Annotated in this window: 24 protein-coding genes; 12 read left to right on the forward strand and 12 right to left on the reverse strand. The window is 70.0% G+C overall.

The genetic code is table 11. The annotated features are described in order from the left end of the window. Positions 1 to 30 precede the first annotated feature (30 nt). The gene (locus ACFSVL_RS27380; protein WP_378308428.1) at positions 31 to 858 is read left to right on the forward strand and encodes a YwqG family protein; all 828 of its coding nucleotides are present in this window, start codon (positions 31 to 33) and stop codon (positions 856 to 858) included. Between the two features lie 4 nt (positions 859 to 862). Here the strand turns inward: ACFSVL_RS27380 and ACFSVL_RS27385 are convergent, their stop codons facing one another. Further along, positions 863 to 1,555 carry an RNase H family protein gene (locus tag ACFSVL_RS27385; RefSeq protein WP_378308429.1) on the reverse strand — a complete coding sequence of 231 codons (693 nt, stop codon included), beginning with the start codon at positions 1,553 to 1,555 and terminating at the stop codon, positions 863 to 865. 337 nt (positions 1,556 to 1,892) lie between these two features. On the opposite strand from ACFSVL_RS27385, the gene uvrA reads away from it, so the two are divergent. Then, a complete protein-coding gene (gene uvrA, locus ACFSVL_RS27390; protein WP_378308430.1) occupies positions 1,893 to 4,754 on the forward strand; it encodes an excinuclease ABC subunit UvrA in 2,862 nt (953 codons plus the stop codon). Positions 4,755 to 4,969: 215 nt separating this feature from the next. Here uvrA and ACFSVL_RS27395 read toward each other — a convergent pair whose 3' ends face one another. After that, a complete protein-coding gene (locus ACFSVL_RS27395; protein ID WP_378308431.1) occupies positions 4,970 to 5,638 on the reverse strand; it encodes a fibronectin type III domain-containing protein in 669 nt (222 codons plus the stop codon). A gap of 115 nt (positions 5,639 to 5,753) precedes the next feature. Between ACFSVL_RS27395 and ACFSVL_RS27400 the strand changes: the two genes are divergently transcribed. Next, complete coding sequence (locus tag ACFSVL_RS27400; RefSeq protein ID WP_378308432.1) at positions 5,754 to 6,215, forward strand: SRPBCC family protein; 462 nt, start codon at positions 5,754 to 5,756, stop codon at positions 6,213 to 6,215. Here ACFSVL_RS27400 and ACFSVL_RS27405 read toward each other — a convergent pair. Then, positions 6,212 to 7,642 carry an MFS transporter gene (locus ACFSVL_RS27405; RefSeq protein ID WP_378308433.1) on the reverse strand — a complete coding sequence of 477 codons (1,431 nt, stop codon included), beginning with the start codon at positions 7,640 to 7,642 and terminating at the stop codon, positions 6,212 to 6,214. The two genes, ACFSVL_RS27400 and ACFSVL_RS27405, sit on opposite strands and share 4 nt — an antisense overlap. A gap of 116 nt (positions 7,643 to 7,758) precedes the next feature. Between ACFSVL_RS27405 and ACFSVL_RS27410 the strand changes: the two genes are divergently transcribed. After that, positions 7,759 to 8,160, forward strand: a complete 402-nt coding sequence (locus tag ACFSVL_RS27410) for a winged helix-turn-helix transcriptional regulator (RefSeq protein WP_378308434.1) — start codon at positions 7,759 to 7,761, stop codon at positions 8,158 to 8,160. Between the two features lie 104 nt (positions 8,161 to 8,264). On the opposite strand, the gene ACFSVL_RS27415 is transcribed toward ACFSVL_RS27410, so the two are convergent. After that, entirely contained in the window at positions 8,265 to 9,617 is a 1,353-nt protein-coding gene (locus ACFSVL_RS27415) for a cation:dicarboxylate symporter family transporter (RefSeq protein WP_378308435.1), read from the reverse strand. Between the two features lie 163 nt (positions 9,618 to 9,780). On the opposite strand from ACFSVL_RS27415, the gene ACFSVL_RS27420 reads away from it, so the two are divergent. The 5 genes from ACFSVL_RS27420 to ACFSVL_RS27440 all read left to right on the forward strand — a co-directional run bounded on the left by ACFSVL_RS27420 (position 9,781) and on the right by ACFSVL_RS27440 (position 13,840). Next, positions 9,781 to 11,385, forward strand: coding sequence for a sensor histidine kinase (locus tag ACFSVL_RS27420; protein ID WP_378308436.1), 1,605 nt, complete (start codon positions 9,781 to 9,783; stop codon positions 11,383 to 11,385). Next, positions 11,382 to 12,050: a response regulator gene (locus ACFSVL_RS27425; RefSeq protein ID WP_378308437.1), complete on the forward strand. Its 669-nt coding sequence runs from the start codon at positions 11,382 to 11,384 to the stop codon at positions 12,048 to 12,050. The genes ACFSVL_RS27420 and ACFSVL_RS27425 overlap by 4 nt, the downstream gene beginning before the upstream one ends. An 88-nt stretch (positions 12,051 to 12,138) precedes the next feature. Beyond that, positions 12,139 to 12,894, forward strand: coding sequence for an SDR family NAD(P)-dependent oxidoreductase (locus ACFSVL_RS27430; RefSeq protein WP_378308438.1), 756 nt, complete (start codon positions 12,139 to 12,141; stop codon positions 12,892 to 12,894). A gap of 35 nt (positions 12,895 to 12,929) precedes the next feature. Continuing rightward, complete coding sequence (locus tag ACFSVL_RS27435; RefSeq protein ID WP_378308439.1) at positions 12,930 to 13,235, forward strand: PadR family transcriptional regulator; 306 nt, start codon at positions 12,930 to 12,932, stop codon at positions 13,233 to 13,235. Beyond that, on the forward strand, positions 13,235 to 13,840 hold the full coding sequence (locus tag ACFSVL_RS27440) for a hypothetical protein (protein WP_378308440.1): 606 nt from the start codon (positions 13,235 to 13,237) through the stop codon (positions 13,838 to 13,840). Before ACFSVL_RS27435 ends, ACFSVL_RS27440 begins: the two co-directional genes overlap by 1 nt. A gap of 23 nt (positions 13,841 to 13,863) precedes the next feature. Here ACFSVL_RS27440 and ACFSVL_RS27445 read toward each other — a convergent pair whose 3' ends face one another. The 8 genes from ACFSVL_RS27445 to ACFSVL_RS27480 all read right to left on the reverse strand — a co-directional run bounded on the left by ACFSVL_RS27445 (position 13,864) and on the right by ACFSVL_RS27480 (position 23,828). Next, positions 13,864 to 15,252: a beta-N-acetylhexosaminidase gene (locus tag ACFSVL_RS27445; protein WP_378308441.1), complete on the reverse strand. Its 1,389-nt coding sequence runs from the start codon at positions 15,250 to 15,252 to the stop codon at positions 13,864 to 13,866. A gap of 2 nt (positions 15,253 to 15,254) precedes the next feature. Next, positions 15,255 to 16,109: a carbohydrate ABC transporter permease gene (locus ACFSVL_RS27450; RefSeq protein WP_378308442.1), complete on the reverse strand. Its 855-nt coding sequence runs from the start codon at positions 16,107 to 16,109 to the stop codon at positions 15,255 to 15,257. Next, complete coding sequence (locus ACFSVL_RS27455) at positions 16,100 to 17,020, reverse strand: carbohydrate ABC transporter permease (RefSeq protein WP_378308443.1); 921 nt, start codon at positions 17,018 to 17,020, stop codon at positions 16,100 to 16,102. The genes ACFSVL_RS27450 and ACFSVL_RS27455 overlap by 10 nt, the downstream gene beginning before the upstream one ends. Before the next feature lie 3 nt (positions 17,021 to 17,023). Beyond that, positions 17,024 to 18,307 carry an extracellular solute-binding protein gene (locus ACFSVL_RS27460; RefSeq protein WP_378308444.1) on the reverse strand — a complete coding sequence of 428 codons (1,284 nt, stop codon included), beginning with the start codon at positions 18,305 to 18,307 and terminating at the stop codon, positions 17,024 to 17,026. A 74-nt stretch (positions 18,308 to 18,381) separates the two neighbouring features. Further along, positions 18,382 to 19,515 (reverse strand): lactonase family protein, encoded by a 1,134-nt coding sequence (locus ACFSVL_RS27465; protein ID WP_378308445.1) that lies wholly within the window; start codon positions 19,513 to 19,515, stop codon positions 18,382 to 18,384. Between the two features lie 31 nt (positions 19,516 to 19,546). Further along, entirely contained in the window at positions 19,547 to 20,938 is a 1,392-nt protein-coding gene (locus ACFSVL_RS27470; RefSeq protein WP_378308446.1) for a GntP family permease, read from the reverse strand. After that, positions 20,935 to 22,530, reverse strand: coding sequence for an N-acyl-D-amino-acid deacylase family protein (locus ACFSVL_RS27475; protein ID WP_378308447.1), 1,596 nt, complete (start codon positions 22,528 to 22,530; stop codon positions 20,935 to 20,937). The genes ACFSVL_RS27470 and ACFSVL_RS27475 overlap by 4 nt, the downstream gene beginning before the upstream one ends. Beyond that, positions 22,530 to 23,828, reverse strand: coding sequence for an amino acid deaminase (locus tag ACFSVL_RS27480; RefSeq protein ID WP_378308448.1), 1,299 nt, complete (start codon positions 23,826 to 23,828; stop codon positions 22,530 to 22,532). The genes ACFSVL_RS27475 and ACFSVL_RS27480 overlap by 1 nt, the downstream gene beginning before the upstream one ends. Positions 23,829 to 23,980: 152 nt before the next feature. On the opposite strand from ACFSVL_RS27480, the gene ACFSVL_RS27485 reads away from it, so the two are divergent. The 3 genes from ACFSVL_RS27485 to ACFSVL_RS27495 are packed head-to-tail and all read left to right on the forward strand — an operon-like array spanning position 23,981 to position 26,072. Continuing rightward, positions 23,981 to 24,934: a sugar kinase gene (locus ACFSVL_RS27485; RefSeq protein WP_378308471.1), complete on the forward strand. Its 954-nt coding sequence runs from the start codon at positions 23,981 to 23,983 to the stop codon at positions 24,932 to 24,934. Continuing rightward, on the forward strand, positions 24,931 to 25,689 hold the full coding sequence (locus ACFSVL_RS27490) for an IclR family transcriptional regulator (RefSeq protein WP_378308449.1): 759 nt from the start codon (positions 24,931 to 24,933) through the stop codon (positions 25,687 to 25,689). Before ACFSVL_RS27485 ends, ACFSVL_RS27490 begins: the two co-directional genes overlap by 4 nt. Next, positions 25,689 to 26,072: a RidA family protein gene (locus tag ACFSVL_RS27495; RefSeq protein ID WP_020660357.1), complete on the forward strand. Its 384-nt coding sequence runs from the start codon at positions 25,689 to 25,691 to the stop codon at positions 26,070 to 26,072. Before ACFSVL_RS27490 ends, ACFSVL_RS27495 begins: the two co-directional genes overlap by 1 nt. Positions 26,073 to 26,107: the final 35 nt, after the last annotated feature.

The following is a 26,107-nucleotide window of genomic DNA, read 5'->3' on the forward strand; positions in this document are numbered from 1 at the left end:
TTTGTCGGTGCCTGCTGTCAAGATCTCCGCATGACCTCTTGGATCGACCCGCTCGCCAAGCTGGCGCGCGAGAACCTGCCGCCGGACGTGGCCGAGGCGTGGGAAACGGTGTTCCGTCCTGCGGTGCGGCTCACGGCGGGCGGGGCCGGTGCCCGCGTTGGCTGTCTCGGCGGGAACCCAGCACTGCCCGCGGATGTGGAATGGCCGGTCTGGCGGGGCGAGTTGCCGATGAACTTCGTCGCGGCGGTCGACTGCGCGGCGCTGCCTCGGGTGCCGGGCGGGATCGAGCTGCCCGCGTCGGGTTCGTTGCTGTTCTTCTACTGCGACGACTGGTTCGAGGCCGAGGCTCCGGTCGATCTGACGGCGCTCGGCGGGGTCGTCGTCGTGGCGGAGGGCGTCGAAACCGCGGATCGGGCCGCGCCCGAGGGGGTCGAGGTCTATCCGCGGCTGGAGCTGTCCGCGGCAGTCACGGGTACTTTCCCGAACTCCCAGCAGGAGGTGCTGCGCCGCACGCTCGCCCGCGACGGGCTTCCGCTCTCCGATCCGGACAACTGGTCCGAGGAGTTCTTCGACCTTCTTCGGGAGTCGACGGCCGCGCCGTACCACCAGATCGGCGGCTGTTCGTGGCCGATCCAGGGCCCGCCGGAGGACGAGGTCGCCTTGGCGGTCCTGCCGGAGGGCACCGACTCCGACTGCGCGGACGAAGCGCTGCGCTGGGCTTTGCTCGCCCAGATCGACAGCGACGGCGACGCGGGCCTGATGTGGGGCGACGTCGGCATCCTCTACTGGCTGATCCGCGAGGACGACCTCGCCGCCGGCCGGTTCGACCGGGTTCGGTGCGTCATGCAATGCGGCTGAGCCCTCAGCCGCGCCGGTGCCGTTTCAGCCATTCCGGCGTGCAGCAGGCTTCGCACGGTTCGAGTTCGCCCGGGATCACCGACGCCCAGGCGATCCGGACGATCTCGTGCGTGTCGCGGCCCATCCGCTCCTGCCGTTGCTGGCCTCGGCGCAGCCAGGAGCAGTCGGCGTCGTTGTGGTAGGCGCTGCCGCCCTTGGTGCGGTAGCCGGTCGGCAGGACTCCCGCGTCGAGCTGCCGGCAGTCGGCGCAGTAGGCCTTCGTCATGCCGTGCCTGCACTCGTCGTCTTCCGGCGGGGCGGTCGGCCGCGCGGCGGGCCGGGCCGCCGTCGCGAGTTCGTCGAGGCGGGCGCGGACGCTCGGTTCCTCCACCGCCCGCCACGTGATGTGGTGGCGAGCGGTGCAGGCGCGGAGCCTCGCGAGAAGGTCGTCAGACAGCTGGCCGTCCGGGTCGAGTGCGGTGCGGAGATACTCGCTGTCGCTGTAGAGGTGCACCCGGACCGGTCTTTTCAGCCTTTCGAGCGCTTCGACCGCCGCGGTCAGTGCCATCCGGTCAGCGGTCGTGTCCGCCGCGCCGCCCGTCATCGACTTCCGGTGATCGCCGTAGGCCAGCACGGCGGCCCAGCCTCCCGGGCCGGACCGGACGCCGCCCTTCCCGGCGGCGTAGACCCGGACGGCGTTGGCATCTTCGCTCCCCACGCCCCGAACGTAGCGGGCCGCCGGCGCCCCGGCGGCGGGTCCCCGGAAAACGCTGCTCGCCGGCCGGTTTCCCGGCCCCCGCACCCGGGCCGGGCAGCCGTCGCCGACCTGTATCGTGGAACCGGGCCAGCCCGCGCATCCGCTCTGCCGCGCGGGGCCGCCGGCAGCGTCCGCGGACCCCGCCGCGGGCCGCTTCCCCCGGCCCCCGGAGAGCGGAAAAGCCCAGGCAGGACACGTGCGGTCCGGTTTTTGTCGGTGGTCGTCCCTACTCTGGGCGCGTCCGCCGGAACCGGATCTCCGGCGGGCCACCGAGCAGAACGATGGAAGGGACGAAGGCGTGGCTGATCGCCTCGTTGTTCGCGGAGCGCGCGAGCACAACCTCCGCGGCGTGGATCTCGATCTGCCCCGCGACAGCATGATCGTGTTCACCGGCCTGTCGGGGTCGGGCAAGTCGAGCCTTGCCTTCGACACGATCTTCGCCGAGGGGCAGCGGCGGTACGTGGAGTCGCTGTCGGCTTACGCCCGGCAGTTCCTCGGGCAGATGGACAAGCCGGACGTCGACTTCATCGAGGGCCTCTCGCCCGCGGTGTCGATCGACCAGAAGTCGACCTCGCGCAACCCGCGGTCGACCGTCGGCACCATCACCGAGGTCTACGACTACCTGCGGCTGCTCTACGCCCGCGCGGGCAAGGCGCACTGCCCGAAGTGCGGCGAGGCGATCAGCAAGCAGACGCCGCAGCAGATCGTCGACCAGGTGCTGGAGATGTCCGAGGGCACCAAGTTCCAGGTGCTCGCGCCCGTCGTGCGCGGGCGCAAGGGCGAGTACCTCGACCTGTTCCAGAACCTGCAGCAGCAGGGCTACGCGCGCGTGGTCGTCGACGGCACGGTGCACCCGCTCACCGACCCGCCGAAGCTGAAGAAGCAGGAGAAGCACCAGATCGGCGTGGTCATCGACCGGCTCACGGTCAAGACCAGCGCCCGGCAGCGGCTCACCGACTCGGTGGAGACGGCGCTGCGGCTGGCCGACGGCCTGGTCGAACTCGACTTCGTCGACCTTGACGAAAACGACCCGCACCGCGTGCGCGGCTTCTCCGAGAACCTGGCCTGCCCCAACGGCCACCCGCTGGCGATCGAGGACCTCGAACCCCGGTCGTTCTCGTTCAACTCGCCCTACGGCGCGTGCCCCGAGTGCACCGGCATCGGCATCCGCAAGGAGGTCGACCCGGAGCTGGTGGTGCCCGACGACGAGCTGTCGCTGTCCGAGGGCGCCATCGCGCCGTGGGCGGGCGGGCAGAGCGCCGACTACTTCCTGCGGCTGCTGGAATCGCTGTCGGAGGCGGTCGGGTTCCGCATGGACACGCCGTGGCGGCGGCTGCCCGCGCGGGTGCAGAAGGCGGTGCTGCACGGCGTCGACGAGCAGGTGCACGTCCGCTACCGCAACCGGTACGGCAGGCAGCGCTCGTACTACGCGGCCTTCGAGGGCGTCATCCCGTTCCTTGAGCGGCGCCTCGAACAGACCGACTCGGAGTACATGCGCGAGCGGTACGAGGGCTACATGCGCGAGGTGCCGTGCCCGGCCTGCCAGGGCACCCGCCTCAAGCCGGAGATCCTCGCGGTCACGCTGGAGCACGCGACGCAGGGCGACCGGTCGATCGCCGAGGTCTGCGCGCTGTCCATCGCGGAGGCGTCGGAGTTCCTCGACCAGCTGGTGCTCGGCCCGCGCGAGGCGATGATCGCGGGTGCGGTGCTGAAGGAGATCCAGGCGCGGCTGCGCTTCCTGCTCGACGTCGGGCTCACCTACCTGTCGCTCGACCGCGCGTCCGGCACCCTGTCCGGCGGCGAGGCGCAGCGCATCCGGCTGGCGACGCAGATCGGGTCCGGGCTGGTGGGCGTGCTGTACGTGCTGGACGAGCCGTCGATCGGCCTGCACCAGCGCGACAACCACCGGCTCATCGAGACGCTCACCCGGCTGCGCAACCTCGGCAACACGCTGATCGTGGTCGAGCACGACGAGGACACCATCCGGGCCAGCGACTGGGTGGTCGACATCGGCCCGGGCGCGGGCGAGCACGGCGGGCACATCGTGCACAGCGGCCCGTACAAGAAGATCCTGAAGAACAAGGAATCGATCACCGGCGCGTACCTGTCCGGGCGGCGGCAGATCGAGGTGCCGGCGATCCGGCGGCCGGTCGACAAGAAGCGGCAGCTCACCGTGGTGGGCGCGCGCGAGCACAACCTGCGCGGCATCGACGTGTCGTTCCCGCTCGGCTGCCTCGTGTCGATCACCGGCGTGTCCGGGTCCGGCAAGTCCACGCTGGTCAACGACATCCTCGCGCAGGTGCTGGCCAACAAGCTCAACGGCGCGCGCCAGGTCCCGGGCAGGCACACCCGGGTCAACGGCCTCGGCAACGTCGACAAGCTGGTGCGCGTCGACCAGTCGCCGATCGGCCGCACGCCGCGCTCCAACCCGGCCACCTACACCGGCGTGTGGGACCACGTGCGCAAGCTGTTCGCCGCCACCACCGAGGCGAAGGTCCGCGGCTACCAGCAGGGCCGCTTCTCGTTCAACGTCAAGGGCGGCCGCTGCGAGGCGTGCGCCGGCGACGGCACGATCAAGATCGAGATGAACTTCCTGCCGGACGTCTACGTCCCGTGCGAGGTGTGCAAGGGCGCCCGGTACAACCGGGAGACGCTCGAGGTGCACTACAAGGGCAAGACGGTGTCCGACGTGCTGGACATGCCGATCGAGGAGGCGGCCGAGTTCTTCGAGCCGATCAAGGCGATCCACCGGCACCTGCAGACCCTGGTCGACGTCGGCCTCGGCTACGTCCGCCTCGGCCAGCCCGCCCCGACCCTGTCCGGCGGCGAGGCCCAGCGGGTGAAGCTGGCGAGCGAACTGCAGAAGCGCTCCACCGGCAAGACCGTCTACATCCTCGACGAGCCGACCACCGGCCTGCACTTCGAGGACATCAGCAAGCTGATCGGCGTGATCAACGGCCTGGTGGACAAGGGCAACACGGTGATCGTGATCGAGCACAACCTCGACGTGATCAAGACGTCCGACTGGATCGTGGACATGGGCCCGGAGGGCGGCTCCGGCGGCGGAACCGTGATTGCCGAGGGAACGCCGGAACAGGTGGCGGCCACCGAGGGGAGCTACACGGGCGAGTTTCTCGCGGAGGTGCTCAACCCGGCCTGACCCGCGCGGGTGTCGTGAGTCGTGAGTGTTTATGCCGGTGAGAACCGGGTTTAACACTCACGACCCCTGGCGGGGCCAGACCCAGCCCGCCGGAGTTCTCGCATGAGGCGAGTGGCCCGGTCCGGCTTGAGTCGCGTGGTCTCGGGCTGAGCTGGCGTGCCGCCGGTCCGGCCGGGCGCGGTCTCGGGTGGTGCTGGCCTGGGCCGGGAACGGGGTCAGCCCTTCCCGGTCGTGCGTTCGACGACAGGGGAAATCGGACCATAAGACAGAGCGCGGATCCGGAAAGCCGAACCCTGCTCGCCCGGCAGCAGGGAAAGCGCACACTGCGTCACGTTCGGGTCCGTGACCTCGACCGGCGTGAAATCCGGGGCGCCCGGGCGGCGGATCTCCAGCAGGAAACCGGCCTCGTCGGTCGAGTGGTCGGTCCAGCTGAAGTGCATGCTCTGGTCCGCCGATGGCCCCGCGGTGAGGTGAGTCGGGGCGGCACCGGGGTCGCGCACGGACGTGGGGGCGGCCTTGGCGGAGGGCGGAACGGAGCCGGCCCCGGGAACGACAGCCGACACCGGGCCGGAGAAAGTGCGGATTCGGTAGTAGAACGGGGTTTCCGGGATCAGGTCCGGGTGGGTATAAGAAGTCTGGCCGGGCGGGAGGTACTGGAGCGCCGTCCACGGGCTGTCGGTGGTGTTGGTGTATTCGAGCAGGTAGCCCGCCGCCGCTGGGTCGGAGGGCCAGTGCAGGACGACGTTGGTCGGCGAGGTGAGGGTCGCGGTGAAAGCGGGGGAGGCCGGGGACGCTGGAGAGGCTGGAGCCGACGGGGTGCTGCAGCCGGCGAGGGTCGCGGCGAGGATGGTCGTCGCGAGGGCGGTTCGGGCTGGTACGGGCACGGCAAGCCTCCGAAGGGTGGTTCTGGCGGCGGCGTGCCCGAGGGCGTGCGCCAGCCTAAAAACCACGGTCAAGATCGACAAGCGGGCGTCCCGCTGATCGGCACTGGGAGAGAGGGTGGTCCGCGCGAAACGGGAAAGTGCCCAGTACTCGTTCCGGAGTGTCTGGTGGCTGCCGACCACCCTGCCGGAGCGGGTGTTCGACGCGATTGTCGACCTCGAGGCGTATCCGCGGTGGTGGCCGGACGTCCAGTCGGTGCGCCAGGTCGACGACGACACCGCGCAGGTCGTCTGCCGGTCTCGGTTGCCGTACCGGATTGTCGTCGCGATGCATCGGGAGCAGCAGGACGCGGCGGGACTGCGGGTGCGCGTGCGGCTGAGCGGGGATCTCGACGGGGTGCTCGCGGGGGCGATCCGCGCCGCGGGCGGCGGCACGACGCTGGAGATCACTCAGCACGTCCGGGCGCGGAAACCGTTGCTGCGCAGGCTTGACGTGGTGGCCCGGCCGTTCTTCCGCGCCAATCACGCGTGGATGATGCGGCGGGGCCACCACGGGCTGGCCGGGTACCTGGCGGCTTAGGAAGCGACCGGTTCGGGAGCGGCGGCGGGCGAGGAGCGGCGGCTCAGGATCACGGCGGCGAGGATCGCGGCTAGGGCGGTCAAGCCGGCGCTGAAGCCGTAGGCGACTCGGAAGCCGGACGCCAGCGCCTCCTTCTCGGGTGCGCCGTCGCCCAGCAGGTCAGCGGTGCGGGTTGCGGCGGCCGCGGCGAGCACGGCGGTGCCCAGGGCGCCGCCGACTTGCTGGGTGGTGGTGATCAAGCCGGAGGTCACGCCGGAGTCTGCGGGGGTCGCTCCGGACATGGCCAAGCCCATCAGCGCGGGGATCGCGGTACCGGCTCCGGCGCCCATCAGGATCAGCGACGGGAGCACGTGCAGTGCGTAGCCGCCGTCGGTCTGGACTTGGGTCAGGTACAGGAACGCGACCGACGTCGTCAGCAAACCGGCGATCAGGACCGCGCGCGGGGAGAAGCGGGTGTTCAGCCAGTCGGCCAGGCCGAGCGAGAACGCGGCGATCATGATCGGCGTCGGGACGAAGGCGAAACCTGTTGTCAGCGCGTCGAAACCGAGGACCTGCTGGAGATAGAGCGCGGTGACGAACTGGAATCCCAGGAACCCGGCGACCATCACGACCATAGTCAGGTTCGCACCGCTGATCGCGCGGACACGCAGCAAACGCAGTGGCAGCAACGGGGTTCGCGTTCGGGCCTGGCGCAGCAGGAACAGGGAGAGCAGCACGACGGCCAGCGCGAGCGTGCCGATGGTCAGGAAGGTCCAGCCGGTGTCGCCGGCCTGCACGATGCCCAGCACCAGCAGCATCAAGCCGGCGGTGACGAGGAGTGCGCCCAGGACGTCGATGCCGGTGCGCAGGCCGAGGCCGCGGTCGGACGCGACGACCAGCGGGGTCAGGACGAGGGCGGCGACGCCGATGGGCAGGTTGATGTAGAACGTCCAGTGCCAGTCGAGGCCCTGGGTCAGCGCGCCGCCGGCGACCATGCCGATGGACGCGCCCGCGGCTTGGGTGAAGCTGTACACGCCGATCGCGCGGACACGGGCGCGTGGTTCGGGATAGAGCGTCACGATCATTCCCAGGACGACTGCCGACGTCAGAGCGCCGCCGACGCCTTGTATGAAGCGTGCGATCACCAGCGTGGTGGCGTTGGGGGACAGGCCGGCGGCCAGCGACGCGGCGGTGAAAACGACGATGCCGATCAGGAACACCCGCCGCCTGCCCGCGAGGTCGCCGAGGCGCCCGGACAGCAGGAGCAGGCCGCCGAATGCGACGAGGTAGGCGTTGACCACCCAGGCCAGCCCGGACGCGCTGAACCCGAGGTCGGCTTGGATCACCGGCAGGGCGACCGCGACGATCGAGCTGTCGAGCACCACCATCAGCGAGGCGGCGGACAGCACGGCGAGCGCGGCGCCGCGATGCCGAGCGGTTTCGGGCATGACAAAGTCCTCCAGAACGAGCACAGGGGAGATTTTTCGCTGGTCGAAGCCAGGGCATCTCTTGTTACAGTGCCCATCATGTGTGACCATGGGGCAGTGCGGAAGGAGGCACTTTCATGTCCCAGGGGAACATCGCTGTGACCGAGGAGGCCACGGACTTCGACCCGGCGAAATTCGCGGTGTGCACGGTGATGGAGGTCGTGAACCGGATCAGCGGGAAGTGGGTGATCGGCATCCTGCTGGAGGCGACGCGCGGGCCAGTGCGGTTCACTGAACTCGAACGCTCGGTGCAGGGGATCAGCCGCCGCATGCTCACGCTCACCCTGCGGAACCTGGAACGCGACGGCCTGCTGACGCGCACGGTCTACCCGACGGTGCCGCCGCGGGTCGAGTACGAGGCCACCGAGATGGCGCGCGAGCTGTACGACTCGCTGTCCGGGCTGGTCGACTGGGCGGAGCGGCACCGCGAGGCGATCGCGGTTTCGCGGCAGGGGTATGACGGACGCACTGCCTGCTAGCACACGCAAAAAGGCGCCGCAGCCGTGCGCACGGGGGACGCGCACGGCTGCGGCGCCGAAACAGTCCGCACCCGGAGGGAAGGGGCCCGGGCGCGGACTGGGCCTCAGGTGTTCGCCGGAGCCGGAGCCGGAGCGGCGGGTTCGGCCGGTTTTTCGTCGAGCAGGGTCGCTTCGTCGAACGGGGACTGGCCCGCGAACACCTGCCGCGAGCGGTCGCGGTCGAATTCCTTCATCCACGATCCGATGAGGACAGTCGCGACCGCGTTGCCGGCGAAGTTCGTCAGTGCCCGGGCCTCGGACATGAACCGGTCGATGCCGAGGATGAAGCCGACGCCGTCGACGAGTTCCGGCCGGTGCGACTGCAGGCCGCTGGCGAGCGTCGCGATGCCGGCGCCGCTCACGCCTGCCGCGCCCTTCGACGCGATGATCATGAACAGCAGCAACGTGATCTGCTCGCCGAGCGCGAGCGGCTGGTCCTGCGCGGTGGCGATGAACAGCGTCGCCATCGTCAGGTAGATCGCGGTGCCGTCGAGGTTGAACGAGTACCCGGTGGGCACCGTGATGCCGACGACCGGCTTGCTGACCCCGAGGTGCTCCATCTTCGCGATCAGCCGCGGCAGTGCGGATTCCGAAGAGGACGTCGACAGGATCAGCAGGAATTCGCGGCCGAGATAGCGCAGCAGGCTGAAGATGTTGACCCGCGCGCCGAGCCACAGCACCGCGCCGAGCACGCCGAACACGAACACCAGGCAGGTCAGGTAGAAGCCGAGCATGATCACCAGCAGGCTGCGCAGCGCGCCCCATCCGGTCGCGCCCACCACCGCGGCGATCGCGCCGAACGCGCCCACCGGGGCGGCCCACATGATCATCGAGAGGACGCGGAACACGAGCCGCTGGATGTGCTCGACGCCGCGCAGGATCGGCTCGCCGCGCTTGCCGAGCTTCTGCAGCGCGAACCCGGCCAGCAGCGCCACGAGCAGCGTCTGCAGGACCTCGCCCTCGGTGAACGCGGACACGAAGGTCTTCGGGATGATCCCGAGCAGGAAGTCGGTGGTGCCCTCGCCGCCTTCGGCCTGCTGGTGCACCTTGGACACGTCGGCCGGGTTGAGGTGCAGGCCGCTGCCCGGGTGCAGCAGGTTGCCGACGACGAGCCCGATCGCGAGCGCGAACGTCGACATCACGACGAAGTAGACCAGCGCGGTGACGCCGACCTTGCCGACCTTCGCCGCCTTCGCGACCGAGCCGATGCCCAGCACGATGGTGCAGAAGATGATCGGCGAGATCATCATCTTGATCAGGTTGACGAAGCCGGTGCCCAGCGGGGCGAGGCTCTTGCCGACGGACGGCCAGAGCAGCCCGACCGCGACGCCGAGCACTACGGCGGCGATCACGGCCAGGTACAGGTAACGCGTGCGGTCGCGCTTGGGCGCGACTGCCTCGGGGGTCGGTGTCGGCACCGTTGCCTCCAGCTCGGTGGGGGGAACGCGGGTCACTATGCGGGGACAGTATGACTGGCGTCACTGTTGTGTTCATTGAGTTCGCGGCGAGACCGTCCGGTGTGGACTTCCCGGCCGCGGCGCCGGAGTGTTGCCGGACCCGTGCGTGTGCTGGTATGAGCAGGTGCCCCCGACACCCCGGATCCGGACGAGCCGCTGGAGCCTGGCCCGTCAGCTGCTGGTGCTGCAGCTGGCGATACTGCTCGTGCTCGTCTCCGGCGGGATCACTATCGCCTACCTCGACGCCCGCCGCACGACGACCGACCGGGCCGGGGAGCAGTCGCTCGCGGTGGCCCATTCGATCGCGGACGCGCCGGATGTCGCGCGGGCGGCCGCCACCGCCGACCCCACCGCGACGCTGCAGCCGTACGCGCAGCGGGTGCTCGTGGACACGCGCGTGGACTTCGTGACGATCATGTCGCCGCAAGGAATCCGTTACACGCACCCGAATCCGGCGCTGATCGGGCAGCCGTTCCTCGGGCACATCGAAGCGGCGCAGCGGGGCGGGGTGGTGTCCGAGACCTACACCGGCTCGCTCGGCCCGTCGGTGCGCGTGGTGGTGCCGGTGTTCGACGCGAACCACCGGGTAGTTGCGCTCGTCGCGGTGGGCATCACGATCGCGGCGATCTCGGCCGAGCTGCAGGAACGCGTCTGGCCGCTGCTCGGCGTCGCGGCGGCAGTATTGCTCGTGGGCGCCTGCGGGGGCTGGCTGGTGAGCGCCCGGCTGAGGCGGCAGACGCGCGGCATCGCGCCCGCCGAGCTGAGCAATCTGTTCGAGTATCACGAGGCGGTGCTGCACTCCGTCCGCGAGGGCGTGCTGCTGGTCGATCGCGACGGCCGGGTCGGGCTGTGCAACGACGGTGCCCGCACGCTGCTCGGACTGAGCGGCGATCCCGTCGGGAAGCCGCTCGCCGGACTGGGGTTGTCGCCCGAGTTGGCGGCCGCGTTCACCGCGCCGGAGAACCGCACCGAGGAACTGCATCTGACCGACTCGCGGGTGCTCGTCGTGAGCACCACGCTCGTCAGCTCCGGCGGCCGCGCGCAGGGCACCGTCGTGATTCTGCGCGACCACACCGAACTTCAGACGCTCACCGGCGAGCTGACCACCGCGCGCAGCCTCGCCGAGGCGTTGCGGTCGCAGGCGCACGAAGCCGCCAATCGGCTGCACACGGTGGTCTCGCTGGTCGAATTGGGCCGGCCCGAGGACGCGGTGGAATTCGCGACCGCCGAACTCGCGCTGGCGCAGGAACTCACCGACCGCGTGATGACCGCGGTCGCCGAACCGGTGCTCGCCGCGTTGCTGCTCGGCAAGGCCGCGGAGGCGAGCGAGCGCGGCGTCGAGTTCACCATCACGCCGGACACGATGATCGACGACCTCGGCCCCGGCGTCGCCGGACGGGATCTGGTGACGATCCTCGGCAACCTGATCGACAACGGAATCGACGCCGTGGTGCGGGAATCCGGCGCGCGCCCGGCGGTGGTGGTCACCGCTCGGTCCGAAGAGGACGGTCTGCTGCTGCGCGTCGCGGACAACGGGCCGGGCGTGCCGGAGGAAGCGGTGGGGGAGATGTTCCGGCGGGGCTGGTCGACCAAGGCCGGGGACGAGCACGGGCTCGGGCTGGCGCTGGTGGTGCAGGCGGTGCGCCGCTACGGCGGCACCATCGACGTCGGCCGGGACGGCGGCGCGGTGTTCACCGTGCGGTTGCCGAGGCAGGAGGTGCCGGCGTGATCCGGGTGCTGGTGGTGGAGGACGAGCCGGTGGCGGCCGAGGCGCACCGGCTGTACGTCGAGCGGCTGCCCGGGTTCGAGGTCGCCGGGGTGGTGCATTCCGGCGGCGAGGCGCTGCGGTTCTGCGAACGCGAACCGGTCGACCTGGTCCTGCTCGACTTCTACCTTCCCGACACGCACGGTCTCGCGGTGTGCCGTTCGCTGCGCGCGGCCGGGCTGCCGATCGACGTCATCGCGGTGACGTCCGCGCGCGATCTCGCGCTGGTCAAGGCGGCGGTCTCGGTCGGGGTCGTGCAGTACCTGCTGAAGCCGTTCACGTTCGCCTCGCTGCGGGACAAACTGGAGCGCTACGCGTCGTTCCGCGAGGCGTCCGGCGAGGTCACCGGGCAGGCGGAGATCGACCGCGCGCTCGGCACGCTGCGCACCACCGAGGCCGCGCCGCTGCCGAAGGGGATGAGCGCGGAGACGCTGGACGCGATCACCGACGCGCTCGCCGGAGCCGGCGAAGGACTGTCCGCCGGCGGGGCGGCCAGCGCGATCGGAGCGTCCCGGGTGACCGCCCGGCGGTACCTGGAGTACTTGGCGGACAACGGATTGGCTCAGCGCGAACCGCGATACGGGCAGGTCGGGCGGCCGGAGGTGTGGTACCGGCTGAAGCCTGGCTGACCCCCGTCAGCGTTTCGTGCGCGGACGGTAAGCGCGCCCCTCGAAGGTGTGGACATCGAAGTTCACACCACTTCAAGGGGAGCAAGAAATGAAGATCGCACTCGTCACCGGCGGCAGCAAGGGCATCGGCCGGGCCATCGCGACCCGGCTCGCCCACGACGGCGCGCTGGTCGCCGTGCACTACGGCAGCGACGAAGCCGCGGCGAAAGAAACCGTCGCGTCGATCGAAGCAGCAGGCGGCCAGGCGTTCGCGGTGCCGGCGACGCTGGACGAGGACGTGGCGACGCTGGTCGACCGTCTCGCCGCGGAGTTGCGTGAACGCACCGGCGAAGTCGCGCTCGACATCCTGGTCAACAACGCGGCGACCGGTGCCGGTTCGATCACCACGGCGACGCCGGAGGAGTTCGACCGGGTGTTCGCGGTGAACGTGAAGGCACCGTTTTTCTTGGTACAGCGCCTGTTGCCGGTGCTGCGGGACGGCGGCCGGATCGTCAACATCTCGTCCGCGGACACGCGCATCGCGTTGCCGTTCGAGCTGGCCTACAGCATGACGAAGGGCGCGCTCGACGTGTTCAGCCGCAGCCTGGCGCAGGAACTCGGCCAGCGGGGGATCACGGTGAACAGCGTCGCGCCCGGTCCGACGCCGACCGACCGCACCGCGCACCTGTTCGCCGACGAGCGGCTGCGCGCGGGAATGGCGGGGGCGTCCGCGCTGCGTCGGGTGGCCGAGCCGGCTGACATCGCCGATGTGGTGGCGTTTCTGGCCTCGGCGGACTCGCGGTGGGTCACCGGGCAGGTTGTTGACGCGACGGGCGGAACGTTCCTGGGCCCGGTCGCCGGCTAGTTGAGGGCTTGCGCGACATAGGTCATACTTGGCTGATGCGCGTAACGCACGCCCTGGTCCAGCTCGCCGCTGCGCTGATGGCCGCCTCCGACGACCGGCACTGGGGCTACCGGTTGTCGCGAGCGTCCGGAGTCCGCTCCGGCGCGATGTATCCCCGGCTGACCCAGATGCTGGCCGAGGGCTGGCTGGAGGACGGGTGGGAATCGGTCGAGGAGGCCGACGGCCGCCCGCCCCGCCGGTATTACACGCTGACTGGGAAAGGCAAGGCCGAGCTGGGCGCACTGCTCGAACGGGCGGCCGCCGACGAGAGGTTCCGCGGCGTCCGGCTCGGGTGGGCCTGATGGACGAGCTGGCGGGCCAGGTCGCGACCTGGGGAGCGGGCACGCTCGTCCTGACCGCCCTCGTCTTCGGGTTCTTCCCGGTCTTCGCGGTGAACCTGCTGGCAAGGGTTTACCCGCAAGGACATCCGCGGCGGGCGGAGCTGGTGGCCGAACTGCACGACGTGCCGCGGCGGGAACGGCTGATCTGGGTCGCCGAGCAACTCGCCACGGTCTTGTTCGACGGGGTGCCGGAACGGCTGCGGGCCCGTCGGCAACGGCAAGACGACGCCTCGGCCGAGCGGGAGCGCCGCGAGTTCGAGGAGCTGACGGCGGTCGAGCAGATGGAACGGCTGCGGATCCTGATCGCGCGGCTCCGCAGCTTCGGCAGCGACGACCTCATGTCGGAGGAGATCGTCGGCATCACCGCCGGGAGAGCACGGTTTTCCGGCGATATCGTCCAGGTCCACGTGCGCGCCCATCGACGGCCGGGCTTCGAGCCGTCGCCGGAGTGGCAGCTGGCCGCCGCCATCCCCGCCGCGGTGTGGACCCGGCCCGCTTACAGCCCCCGGCTGTTGCACCGTGCTCCGCGCCCGTCCGGCTGCCTGAAACCGGGCGGCCCGGCCTGAATCCGGCCGAGCCGCCCGGGGGCTCAGCGCGGCCGTCCCGGCGCGTCCGGCCGGGTCTGCCACGGGTGCGGTCCTTCGAGCGGCCGGTACTCGACGCCGAGCGCATCCAGCCGGGGCAGGTGGTGTTCCCGCAGCCGGGGCAGGAATTCCGCGTAGTCGCGCGGTCCGCTGCTCCACGCGACCTCGGCGAACGCCGACAGCCTCGGGAACGCCGCGTAGTCCGTCCGCCGCACGGTGTCCAGGTGCTCGCACCACAGCTGCGCCTGGACGCCGCGCACGCCCGGCCCGGCCTCGGGTTCGAAACCGTAGAAGTGTTCGAGGTCCTGCAGGAACCCGACCGGGATCGGTTCGTCCGGGTGGTCGCTCTGCCGGTGGTCGAGGTACACGCCGTCCTCGGGGCAGAGCACCACCTCGTGCCCGGCCTTCAGCGCCAGCGACGCCCGTTCGCGGTCCTGCCACACGCCGATCACCATCTCCGGCAGGTCGCCGCCGTCGAGGACCTCGTCCCAGCCCATCGGCGTGCGGCCGCGGGCGGCGAGGTGGTCCGCGATCGCCCGGACGAACCGGTGGTGCGCCTCGGTGATGCCGGGCACCTCGTCGCCGCCGAGCGCGATCACCGGGGACGGGAAGATGTCCAGCAGGTGGTCGAAGACCGCGCGGAAGAAGTCCAGAGTGGACTCCGACGGGTCGAGCAGCGAGGTGCTGACGCCCCAGGAAGTCCATACCTCCCAGGGAGTGTCGGACGCCGGGCCGAGTTCAGGGTAGGCCGTGATGGCGGCCCGTGCGTGCCCGGGAATGTCCACTTCGGGCACCACGGTGACCGAACGCGAAGCAGCGTAAGCGACGATCTCGCGCAGATCGTCCACAGTGTAGTAACCGCCGTGCGGACGGCCGTCGCGTTCCGGGCCGTCGTGCCTGCCGACCATCGACGATTTCCGCCAGCCGCCGACAGAAGTCAGCTTGGGGAATTCCGGCGTCTCGATCCGCCAGCCCTGATCGTCGGTGAGGTGCAGGTTCAGCACGTTCATCTTGTGCGCGGCCAGCAGGTCGATGAACCGCAGCACCTCGGCCTTCGTCCGGAAGTGCCGGGAGACGTCGTAAAGGCAGCCGCGCCAGGCGAAGCGCGGATGGTCGGTGATCGTCCCGCACGGCAGTTCGGCCGGTCCATTGTGGATCGACACGGCGCGGAACGCGTCCGGTCCGGCTAGCTGACGCAGGGTTTGGCGGCCGTAGAACTCGCCCGCGGCGTCGGCCGCGTCGAGCGTGACGCCGTCCGGGGCGATGGTGAGCCGGTAGCCCTCGGCGGGCAGGTCCGGCGCCGTCTGCACGACGACCGGAGCGGGCCACGGGCAGGTGCCGGGCGCGGCTTCCGCGGACACCGGACGGGGGAGGAGAGTCTCGAATCCAGGCATGGTCATCCCTTCACGGCTCCGGCCGTCCCGCCGACGAGCCTCCGCTGCACCAGCACGAAAAACACCAGCACGGGGATCGTCATCAGGGTGGACGAGGCCATCACGGCGCCCCAGTCGGTGTCCTCCGGCTTGAAGAACACCAGGATCGCCTGGGGCAGAGTCTGGTTTTCGGTCTTGGAGATGATGAACGTCTTGGCGAACAGGAAGTCGTTCCACGCGTGGATGAACGCGAGCACGCTCACCGCCACGAGCCCGGGCGCGACGAGCGGGAACAGGATCTGCCAGGTGAACCGCATCCGCGACGCACCGTCCAAAGTGGCCGCTTCCTCGAGTTCGGCGGGCACCGCGGCGACGAACCCGCGCAGCATCCAGATCGCGAACGGCAGGCTGAACGCCAGGTGCACCAGCATGAGCGAGCCCAGTTCGTTGAGCCCGAACGCCGGCACCGCGTCGCCGACCGACCGCATCAGGAAGAACAGCGGAATGGTCAGCGCCTCCACCGGCACCATCTGCGCCACCAGCACCATCACCAGCAGCATGCCGCGGCCGCGGAACCGGAATCGCGTCAGCGCCACTGCGGAAAGGAACGACAGCAAAAGCGACAGCAGCACCACGACGACCGCGACGACGAGGCTGTTGAGGAAGTACCGGCTGAACCCGGAGACCGTGAGCACGCGCTTGAAGCTGTCCAGTGAGGGCGCGAACGTCCACGGTTTCGGATGCGCCGACTGGATCTCGCCGGCCGGCTTGAACGCCGAGAGCACCATCCAGTACAGCGGGAACGCGACGATCCCGGCGATCACCACGGTCACGATTTCGGCGACGAGCCGCGCGGGGCGGCGGACTTTCAGAGCCATGCGGCACTCCGGCGCTGGGACCGGACGTAGAGCCCGGTGATCGACAGCAGCAGCAAGGTCATCACGACCCCGATCGCCGAGCCGAGCCCGTACTCCTGCCCGGCGAACGCCTGCTGGTAGGCGTAGACGTTCAGGATGAGGTTCCGCCCGGCGACGCCGCCGCCGTTGGTCATCACGTAGATCTGGGTGAACACCTTGAAGTCCCAGATGATCGACTGCACGGTCGCGATGGTCAGCAGCGGCCGCACCGCGGGCAGGATCACCGACCACGTGGTGCGCCAGACCGACGCGCCGTCGAGCGCCGCCGCCTCCAGCGTCTCCTTCGGCACCGCGCTGATCCCGGCGTACATGGTGACCAGCACGAACGGGAACGAGCACCAGATCACCTCGGCGGCGACCAGCCCGAACGTGCCGAAGGTGCCGAACGTCCAGGAATGGTGCGCCATCCCGCTGAACCCGATGCCCGAGAGCACCTCGTTCACCAGGCCGAAATCGGTGTCGAAGAGGAACAGCCAGACGTACGAGCCGGCGATCGCCGGGGTGGCCCACGCGCCGAGCGCCGCCAGGAACAGCAGCGTGCGCGGGAACGCGCGGACCCGGCTCGCCAGCACGGCCAGCGCCGTGCCGACGGCAAGGCTGCCGATCACGCAGGCCGCGGCGAACGCGACCGTCTTGCCGAGCACCGTCCAGAACTGGGCCTCGGCGAGCAGGTTCGCGTAGTTGTCGAGGCCGAGGAACACCAGCGGGGCGGCGCCCGCGGCCTGCGGCTGGCCGTAGTCGTAGAGCGAGATCACGACCAGCTGGTAGATCGGGTACACCAGCAGCGCGCCGAGGAGGATCCCGGCGGGCAGCAGGTACAGCAGGGCTGCGCGGCCGTCGCGGCGGACGGTCGCGGAACGGACCGCGGCCACCGGTCAGCCGAAGTTCTTGTTCATCGCCGCGGCGGCGTCGGCCAGTGCGGCGTTCACGTCCTTGCCGCCGGTGGCGATCTGCTGCACGGCGGTCGGCAGCACGTTCTGGCTGTCGATCTTCGACCACGCCGGGGTGGCCGGCACGAACTTCGTGCCCGCGGCGAGGGTGTCCACGAAGGCCTTCAGCGTCGGGTCGCTGGCGGCGAGCTTCTTCTGCACCGACGCGAGGGTGGGCAGGTTGCCCATCGCCGCGTACATCTTCTCCTGGTACTTGACGCCGGCCAGCAGCTCGGCGAACTGCACCGCGAGACCGTGGCGCTGGCTGGCGCCGAACACGCCGAGCAGGTTGCCGCCGGCGAACGCGGGAGCGGTGGAGTTCGGCGTGGTGCCGGGCAGTGGCACGATCGCGTACTTGCCCTTGACCGAGCCCTGTTCGACGGCCTTGCGGTTGAAGTCGCCGCCGATCACCATGCCCGCCTTGCCGCCGGCGAATGCGGTGACGCTCTGCGTGCCGGTGAGGTTGGCGCAGGCCGACGGCGGGCAGGTGTCGTCCTTGATCAGGTTCGCGTACGCGGCGACGCCTGCCTTGGCCTGCGGGGAGTCCACAGCGGACGTCCACTTGCCATTGTCCTGTTTGGCCAGTTCGCCGCCGTTGGCCCAGATGAACGGCAGCATCGCGTAGGTGTACTTGCCGCCGGTGGCGATGCCGTACATCTCCGGCTTGGCGGCGCGGATCCGGCGGGCGTCGTCGGCAAGCTCGTTCAGCGTCGTCGGCGGCTTGAGACCGAGCTCGGTGAAGACGTCAGTGCGGTAGTACAACGCGCGAATGCCGGTGTACCAAGGGATTCCGTAGGTCTTGCCGTTCGCCTTCGCGGTGTCCACAACGGACGGGAGGAGGTCCTTGCCGTCGGACCAGTTCGCGATGTCCTTGCTGAGGTCGGACAGCGCGCCGGTCTGCGCGTAGCTGGAGACGTCGGTGTTGCCGAACTCCGCGACGTCCGGGGCGTTGGACGGGTCGTTGAACGCGCCGGAGAACTTGTCCGCGCGGCCCTCGACCGGGACCCACTGCACGTCGACCTTCACGCCGGCGTGGCTGGCCTCGAACTCGGTGATGGCTTCCTTGACCGCGGCCTCCTTCGGAGCGCGGTTCGCTTCGTCGAACAGCCAGACTCTGAGCGTGCCGTCGGTTTTGTTCCCGCCGGAAGCGGCTGGGCCGGATTGGGTGGGCGCACACGAGGCGAGCAAGGCCAGCGCGGCGACAGCGGGCAGGACAGAACGCAGCTTCATCGGTGACTCCTGTCGAGGGGACCGGTCGAAGACCGGAAAGACGGGACTGTGCGGCGTGACAGCCCCGGTTTTTCTCAGACGAAGAAGACGGAATTGACGCTGGGGACCGCGAGCGAGCCCGCGGACGTGCCGGGCAGGCCGGTGGCCGGGTCGCGCGGCAGCCAGGTGACGGTGCCGGAGCGCTGGTTGGAGACGTAGAACCACTTCTCGTCCGGGTCCAGCGCGAGGTGCCGCGGCCAGTTGCCGCCGGAGGGGGCCGAGGAGACCAGGGCGAGCCCGGCACCGCCGTCGGAGACGGTGAAAGTGGCGACGGTGTTGGGCCCGCGCACGGTGGCGTAGACGAACTTCCCGTCGCGCGAAACGGCGATCTCGCCGGGGAACAGGTCGCCGGTGCTGCCGGGCGGAACGGCGGGCACGACGGCGATCGGCTTGAACGCGCCGGTCGCGGAATCCCAGCTGGCGACGGTGATCTCCGGCCGCAGTTCCTGGGCGACGTACGCGAACTTGCCGTTCGGGTGGAACGCGAGGTGACGCGGGCCGGCGCCGGCGGGGAGGGTGATCTGCTTGTGCAGCTTCAGTTTTCCCTTGCCGGTGTCGAAGGAGTAGACGTACACCGAGTCGGTGCCGAGGTCGACCGCGAGCACCCACTTGCCGGACGGATCGGTCACGACCTGGTGCGCGTGCGGCTCTTTGCCCTGGTGCTGCTGGAGGTTAGTGGCCGCGCCGAGCTTGCCGCCCGCCTTGATCGGCAGCACGACGACGCTGCCGGAGTCGTAATTGGCCGCCAGCACGTACTTCTGGCTCGGGTGCACCGACAGGTGCGTGGGCGAGCCGCCCTTCGAGGACGTCGACCCGAGCAGCTTCGGCCGGGACGGGTCGGAGATGTCCAATGCGGACACCGTGCCGGTCTCCGCGCCCTCGTTTTCGTTGGTGACGTACAGGATCCGGCCGTCGCGACTGCGATCGAACCAGGATACGTCGGTCAGCTTCGGAACGGTGCGCACCGGCGTGAGCGCGGGGCTGCCGGCCGCACGCTGGGTGACGTCGAGCCCGTGGCCCGCCGGTGCGCTGCTGGTGTAGCTGCCGACGTACACCGTGGCGGCCGCGCGCGGCCGGGGCGCCGCGGTGGCGAGCTGTGCGCCCACCACGGCGGCGGCTCCGGCCGCGCCGACTGCGCCGACGAACGTGCGGCGGGAAATCTCGGTCATCGAATACCCCCGGAACATGTGCCGATGTGGTTCAGACCAATGCCATCACCAATGCTGCCACACCGAAACCGCTCAGGGAAAGGACTGTTTCCAAAGCCGTCCAGGTTTTCAGGGTCTGGGTCACGGTGAGCCCGAAATACCGGGACACGATCCAGAATCCGCCGTCGTTCACGTGCGAGGCGATGATCGACCCGGCCGAGATCGCGACCACCAGGAGCGCCAATTGCGCTTGCGAGTAATGCAATTCCAGCACCGTGGGCGCGACGATGCCGCTCGTCGTCACGATCGCGACGGTCGCGGAGCCCTGTGCGATGCGCATGCCGCAGCTGATGATGTACGCCGCCAGCAGCACCGGAAGCCCGGCGTCGCCGAGGGAACCGGCCACTGCCTTGCCGATTCCGGTGGCGGAAAGGACCGCGCCGAAGAACGAACCCGCGCCGACCACAAGAAGAATCATCGCGACCGGACGCAGCGCGTTGGCCGACAGCTGGGCGAGATCCGCGCCGCTCATTCCCCGGCGACGGCCGAGCAGCCACGACGCGAGCAGGGTCGCGATGGTCAGCGCGATGGCCGGGGTGCCGAGGAACGCGGCGATGCCCGCGCCGGTGGACCCCTTGGGCAGCAGGATGCTGCCGAACGTGCCGACGAGGATCAGCACCAGCGGCACCGCGATGATCCCGCCGACCAGTTTGAGCGACGGAGCGGGGCCGTCCTGCTCGCCGTCCTCCCCGGCGAGCTTCGCGAAGTCCTCGGCCAGCGGCACGTCCACGCGCTTGCCGATCCAGGTCGAGTACAGGATGCCGCCGATGAACCACGCCGGGATGCCGCAGACCGCGCCCATCAGGATCAGCCAGCCGAGATCGACGTGCAGCAGCCCGGCCGCGGCGACCGGTCCGGGGTGCGGCGGGATGAAGGCGTGCGTGATGGAAAGCCCGGCCAGCAACGGCATCGCGTACAGCACGATCGACCGGCCGCCCTGCTTGGCCGCGGCGTAGACCAGCGGCGCGAGCACGAAAATGCCGATGTCGAAGAACACCGGGATGCCGAAGATGAGCCCGGACAGGCCCATGGCGAGCGGAGCGCGTTTCTCGCCGAAGGTGCGCAGCAGCGCGGCGGTGAGCACCCGTGCGCCGCCGGATTTCTCCAGGATCGAGCCGAGCAGCGTGCCCAGCCCGATGATCGCCGCGATGTGCCCGAGAATGCTGCCGAAACCCTTCTCCAGCAGCGAATCCGACGTCTTCTGCGCGGTGCCGACCAGGGTGCCGACCGGAACGCCCGCGGCCAGCGCGGTGAGCAGGCCGACCACGATCAAGGCGATGAACGGTTCGACTTTTACCTTGATGATGAGGAAAAGCAGCACCGCGATGGACACCGCGGCGAGGGTGAGCAGACCGGCCGTGCTGGTCTGCAGCCAGTGAATCATCGTCGACTCCCGGGATGGCGAAGGGAATGCCCGGCGAGTGCGCCGGTGGGGGTTCCGTCTTCGAGGGCGGCGACGCCGTTGACGAAGACGTGGGAGAGGCCCGCGGCGGGCTGCCGCGGATTGTCGAACGTCGCGGTGTCGGCGACCGTGTCCGGGTCGAACAGCACCAGATCGGCCGCGTGCCCGGGGCGGACGAGGCCACGGTCGGACAGCCCCAGCCGCCGTGCCGCGCGCCCGGTGAGGTGCGCGACGCAGTCAGCCAGTTCGAGAACGCCCAGCTCGCGGACGTAGCGGGCGAGGTACCGCGGGAAGGTGCCCCACGCCCGGGGATGCGGCCGCGCGCCGACCAGCAGGCCGTCCGAGCCGCCGGTGTGCGTGCGGTGCCGCATGATGGACTGCACGTTCTCCTCGTGCCCGACGTGCATGAGGCAGGACGTGCCGAGCTTTTCGTCGATCAGCGTGTCGAAATACAGCTCCGCCGGGGGTTTCCCGTTCTTGCGGGCGGACGCGAGGACGCTGTGTCCCACCAGCGCGGCGTTTTCCTCGCGGCGGACCCCGTTGATTTCGATGGCGTCCCAGTCGATCGGGACGCCGTGCGCACCGTCCGAACCGGACTCTTCGATCTCCGCCCGGATCCGTTCCCGAGTGTCCGGATCGGACAGCCGCGCGAGCGTCGATTCCAATCCGCCTTCGGTAGACCAGCTGGGCAGCAGCGCGGACAGGTAGGTCGCGCCGGGGAGATACGGGTACGTGTCGAGGGAGATGTCGCAGCCGTCGTCGAGCGCGTCGTCCAGCAGCCGCAACAGATCCGGGGCCTTGCCCTTGTTGACGGAGAAGTTCATCGTCGCGTGCGCGAGGTGCAGCGGGCAGCCGGAGCGGCGGGAGACGTCGACCATCTCCGCGAACGCCTCCAGCGCGCCCGCGCCGTAGCTGCGGTGGTGCGGGCTGTAGTAGCCGCCGCGCTCGCCGACCACGCGGCACAGTTCGACCAGTTCTTCGGTGGTCGCGTACATCCCGGGCGTGTAGGTGAGCCCGGACGACAGGCCGAACGCGCCTTCCTCCAGCCCGGTCGCGATGAGGTCCTTCATCCGGGTCAGCTCGGCGTCGGTGGCCGGCCGGTCTTCCCAGCCCACCACCAGCATCCGCACCGTGCCCTGCGGGACCAGGTATGCGGCGTTCGTCGCGATGCCCTGGTCGAGCCGGTCGAGGTACTCGCCGACCGAGCGCCAGTTCCAGTCGAAGCCGGCCGGGTCGTCGTTCCATCCGGCCAGTTGCTGGCGGAGGGCGGCGAGCACCTCGTCGTTGACCGGCGCGTAGGAGAGGCCGTCCTGGCCCAGCACCTCGGTGGTCACGCCCTGGCTGATTTTCGCCAGGTGGTCCGGGTTGGCGAGCACCTGCAGGTCGGAATGCGAGTGCATGTCGATGAAACCGGGGGAGAGGACCTGACCGGTCGCGTCGAGCACGCGCGGCGCGGTCAACGCTCCCGGCGCGGCGACGTCGGCGATGCGGTCGCCGTCGATCCCGACGTCGCGGATCTCCAGCGGGGCCCCGGTTCCGTCGGCGACGCGGGCGCCACGGATCACGAGGTCCATCAGAACCACGTCCGGACGAAGTCGACCACGGTTTCGCCGTCTGCGGCCACGACCGGCAGCAGCGACCATTTGTCGAATGTCGTGCACGGATGCGACAGACCGAGCCGCACCCAGTCGCCGACCTCGACCGGCGACCCCTCGGGCAGTTCGAGGAACGCGTGCTGGTCGTTGAGCTTCGGGACGGTGTGCCCGGTCAGCTCGGTGACCACGCCGTTCTTGCGCAGCAGTTGGGGCTCCGGCATGCCTTCGTCGTAGGGCAGATCGCGCTTGCCCGCGGTGAGCAGCGCCAGCTCCGGCGTCGGCTTCGACGTGACCTGCGCCCACGCGTGCAGCGCCGGACGGAAGCTGTCGACACCGGCGATGCGCGGGTGTTCGCCGAGCGGCGAGATCTCGCGGTAGAAGCCGTCGTCGTGCGTCAGGTACGCGCCGCTGCGCAGGATCGGAAGTACATCGAGACCGTCCGGCCACGGCTTCGTCAGCTCGTCCACCACGCGGTCGAAGTACGCGCTGCCGCCCGCGGTGACGTACACCGGACCGTCGGCGAGCAAACCCTTCTCCGCGAAGGTGACCGTCGCGTCGCGCAGACTGTCCACATAGGAGCTGATCTTCGCCAGCGCCGCCTCGTCGGTGTGGTGCGAGAGCGCGCCCTCGTAACCGCCCGTGCCGCGCAGACGCAGCACCGGGCTCTTCGCCGCGGCCTCAGCCACCGCAAGCGCAGTCGCCGCGTCACGGACACCGGTGCGGCCGCCTTCGCCGCCCAGCTCCACCAAGACATCCACCGGACGCTCGGCACCGGCGAGCGCCTCGGTCATCAGCTCGACGCTGCGCACCGAGTCGACCCAGCAGACGAACTCGAACTCCGGATCCGCCGCCAGCTCGCCGGCCAGCCAGCGCAGCGCGGACGGGTCGACCAGCTGGTTCGCCAGCAGGATCCGCGACACGCCGAACGCGCGGTAGATCCGCACGTGCCCGGCGTTCGCCGCGGTGATGCCCCACGACCCGTGCTCCAGCTGCCGGGCGAACAGCTCCGGCGCCATCGTCGTCTTGCCGTGCGGCGCGAGCGCGATGCCGCGGTCGGCGCACCAGCGGGCCATGGTGGCGAGGTTGTGGTCCAGCGCGGCCGCGTCGATGACCACGAACGGACCGAAGAAGCCGTCGTCGAAGAGCTTCGCGCGGCGGGCCGCGGCTTCGTCGAGAGTGAGTCCGGACAGGGCAGGCGGGAGTGCGCGGAAGCGCCAGTCGATCCGTTCGCCGCGCCCGGCTCGGACGGCGGCGGTGAGAGCGGCGTTGCTGTTCATTCAGGACCTCGGTTGCGTATCTTGCAACGGACGTTGCGCAAAATGCGTTGCATAGGTGTAGCATCCGGGTCGCCACAGGTCAACGGGGAAGGAACACGTCAGTGACCAGCAGTCCGTCAGCTTCGCCCGGAGTGCCGCCCGAAGTGCTCTGCATCGGCGAGTCGATGGCGTTGTTCGTGCCCGCCGAACCCGGCCCGCCGGACGAGGTGCGCACCTGGCTGCGCACCATCGGCGGTGCGGAGTCGAACGTCGCGTGCCATCTGCCCGCATTGGGCGTCCCGAGCGGATGGGTCAGCGCGGTCGGCGACGACCCGTTCGGCCGCGCGCTCGTCCGCGAGATCGCTTCGGCCGGGGTGGACGTCCGCGGCGTCGTGGTCGATCCGGCGCGCCCGACCGGGATGTACGTGAAGGAAAGCGGCGCGGGCGGCAGTCCGGTCCGCTACTACCGCTCGGGCTCCGCCGCGTCCGGCATGGGCCCGGAACTGGTGTCCCGGCTGGACTTCTCCGGCGTCCGCGTACTGCACCTCTCCGGGATCACGCCCGCGCTGTCGGACAGCTGTCTCGCGCTGGTCCGCGCGCTGCTCGACCGTCCGCGCGGCGACCTGATCGTGTCGTTCGACGTCAACCACCGGCCCGCGCTGTGGACCGGACGAGACCAGTCCGTCCTCGCCGAACTGGCCGGGAAGGCCGACCTGGTGCTGACCGGCGACGACGAGGCGGAACGCGTGTGGGGCACCGGCGATCCGGTGCGGCTGCGCACTCTTCTGCCCGGCCCGCGCACGCTCGTGGTCAAGCATGGGGAACGCGGCGCGACGCTCGTCGAAGGCTCGGCGGAACCGCTGTTCTCGCCCGCGCTGCGCGTTGACGTGGTCGAACCAGTCGGCGCGGGCGATGCCTTCGCCGCCGGATTCCTGGCCGCGACGCTGCGCGATGCCGATCCGCTGACCCGGCTCCGCCGCGGGCACCTGCAAGCCGCGGCGACGCTGCTGACGCAGGACGACGTCGGCACTCCGCTGGCCGAAGCCGTCGTGACGAAGCTGGTGCAGGCGGACGCCGACCTCTGGGGTTCCGTCCGGCTCACCGGAGAGGGAGTGGTGGCCACGTGAGCCAAAGCCTCGACCGCGCGCTGACGCTGCTGGGCGGCCTCGCCCGCGGCGGCAAGACGCTCGACGAGCTGGCCGAAGAGATCGGCGTGCACAAGACGACCGTGCTCCGGCTGCTGCGCACGCTCGAATCGCACCACTTCGTGCGGCGCGAGGGGACCCGGCACTACCGGCTCGGCAGCGCGCTCTTCGACCTCGCCAACCAGGCGCTGGAAGACCGCGACGTCCGGCGCAGCTCGCACGAAGCGCTCGCCGCGCTGAACCTGCGCACCGGGCACACCGTGCACCTCGCGTCCTATGAGGACGGTGAGGTGGTGTACATCGACAAGTTCGAGGGACACCACGCGGTCCGGATGTACTCGCGGGTCGGCAAACGCGCGCCGCTGCACTGCACCGCGGTCGGCAAGGTGCTCGTCGCGGCGATGCCGCGGGCCAAACGCGAGGGGATCGCCCACGCGATCACCTACGTCGTGCTCACCGCCAACACCATCACCACGCCCGAGCAGTATTTGGCCGAACTGGACCAGGTCGCCGAGCGCGGATACGCGGTGGACAATGCCGAGCACGAGGACTTCATCCACTGCATCGCCGCACCGGTGCGCGGCGCGGGCGGCGAAGTCCTCGCCGCGGCGTCGATGTCGGTGCCGAAGGTGCTGCTGGACTACGACGGGCTGCTGGCGCTCGCGCCCGAGCTGCTGGCCGCCGCCGAGGAAGCTTCCGTCCACAGTGGATGGACGGGGAACGGAAAGGGGCAATGATGGGCAAGACGGCGATCACCAGCGAGAACGCGCCGAAGCCGCCGGCGAACTTCTCGCAGGCCGTCCGCAAGGGGAACATCCTGCAGGTCGCCGGCGCGGTCGCGTTCGACCCGGCCACGAACGAGATCGTCGGCGACGACGTGGTGAGCCAGACCCGGCAGGTGTTCAAGAACCTGACCGCGCTGCTCGACGAGGCCGGTTCGAGCTTCGCGGACGCGGTGATGGTGCGCGTGTACCTCACCGACACCAGCCACTTCGCCGCGTTCAACGAGGTCTACAACGAGCTGATCGGCGAGGCCCCGCACGCGGCCCGCACCACGGTGTACGTCGGGCTGCCCGCCGGTCTCCTGGTCGAGATCGACGTGCTCGCCGTTCTCGACTGAGCTTGCTGAGTCGTGAGTGGCGATCACGGTGAGAA

Origin of the sequence: Amycolatopsis silviterrae (genome assembly GCF_042684085.1) — a bacterium.
Lineage (GTDB): Bacteria > Actinomycetota > Actinomycetes > Mycobacteriales > Pseudonocardiaceae > Amycolatopsis > Amycolatopsis silviterrae.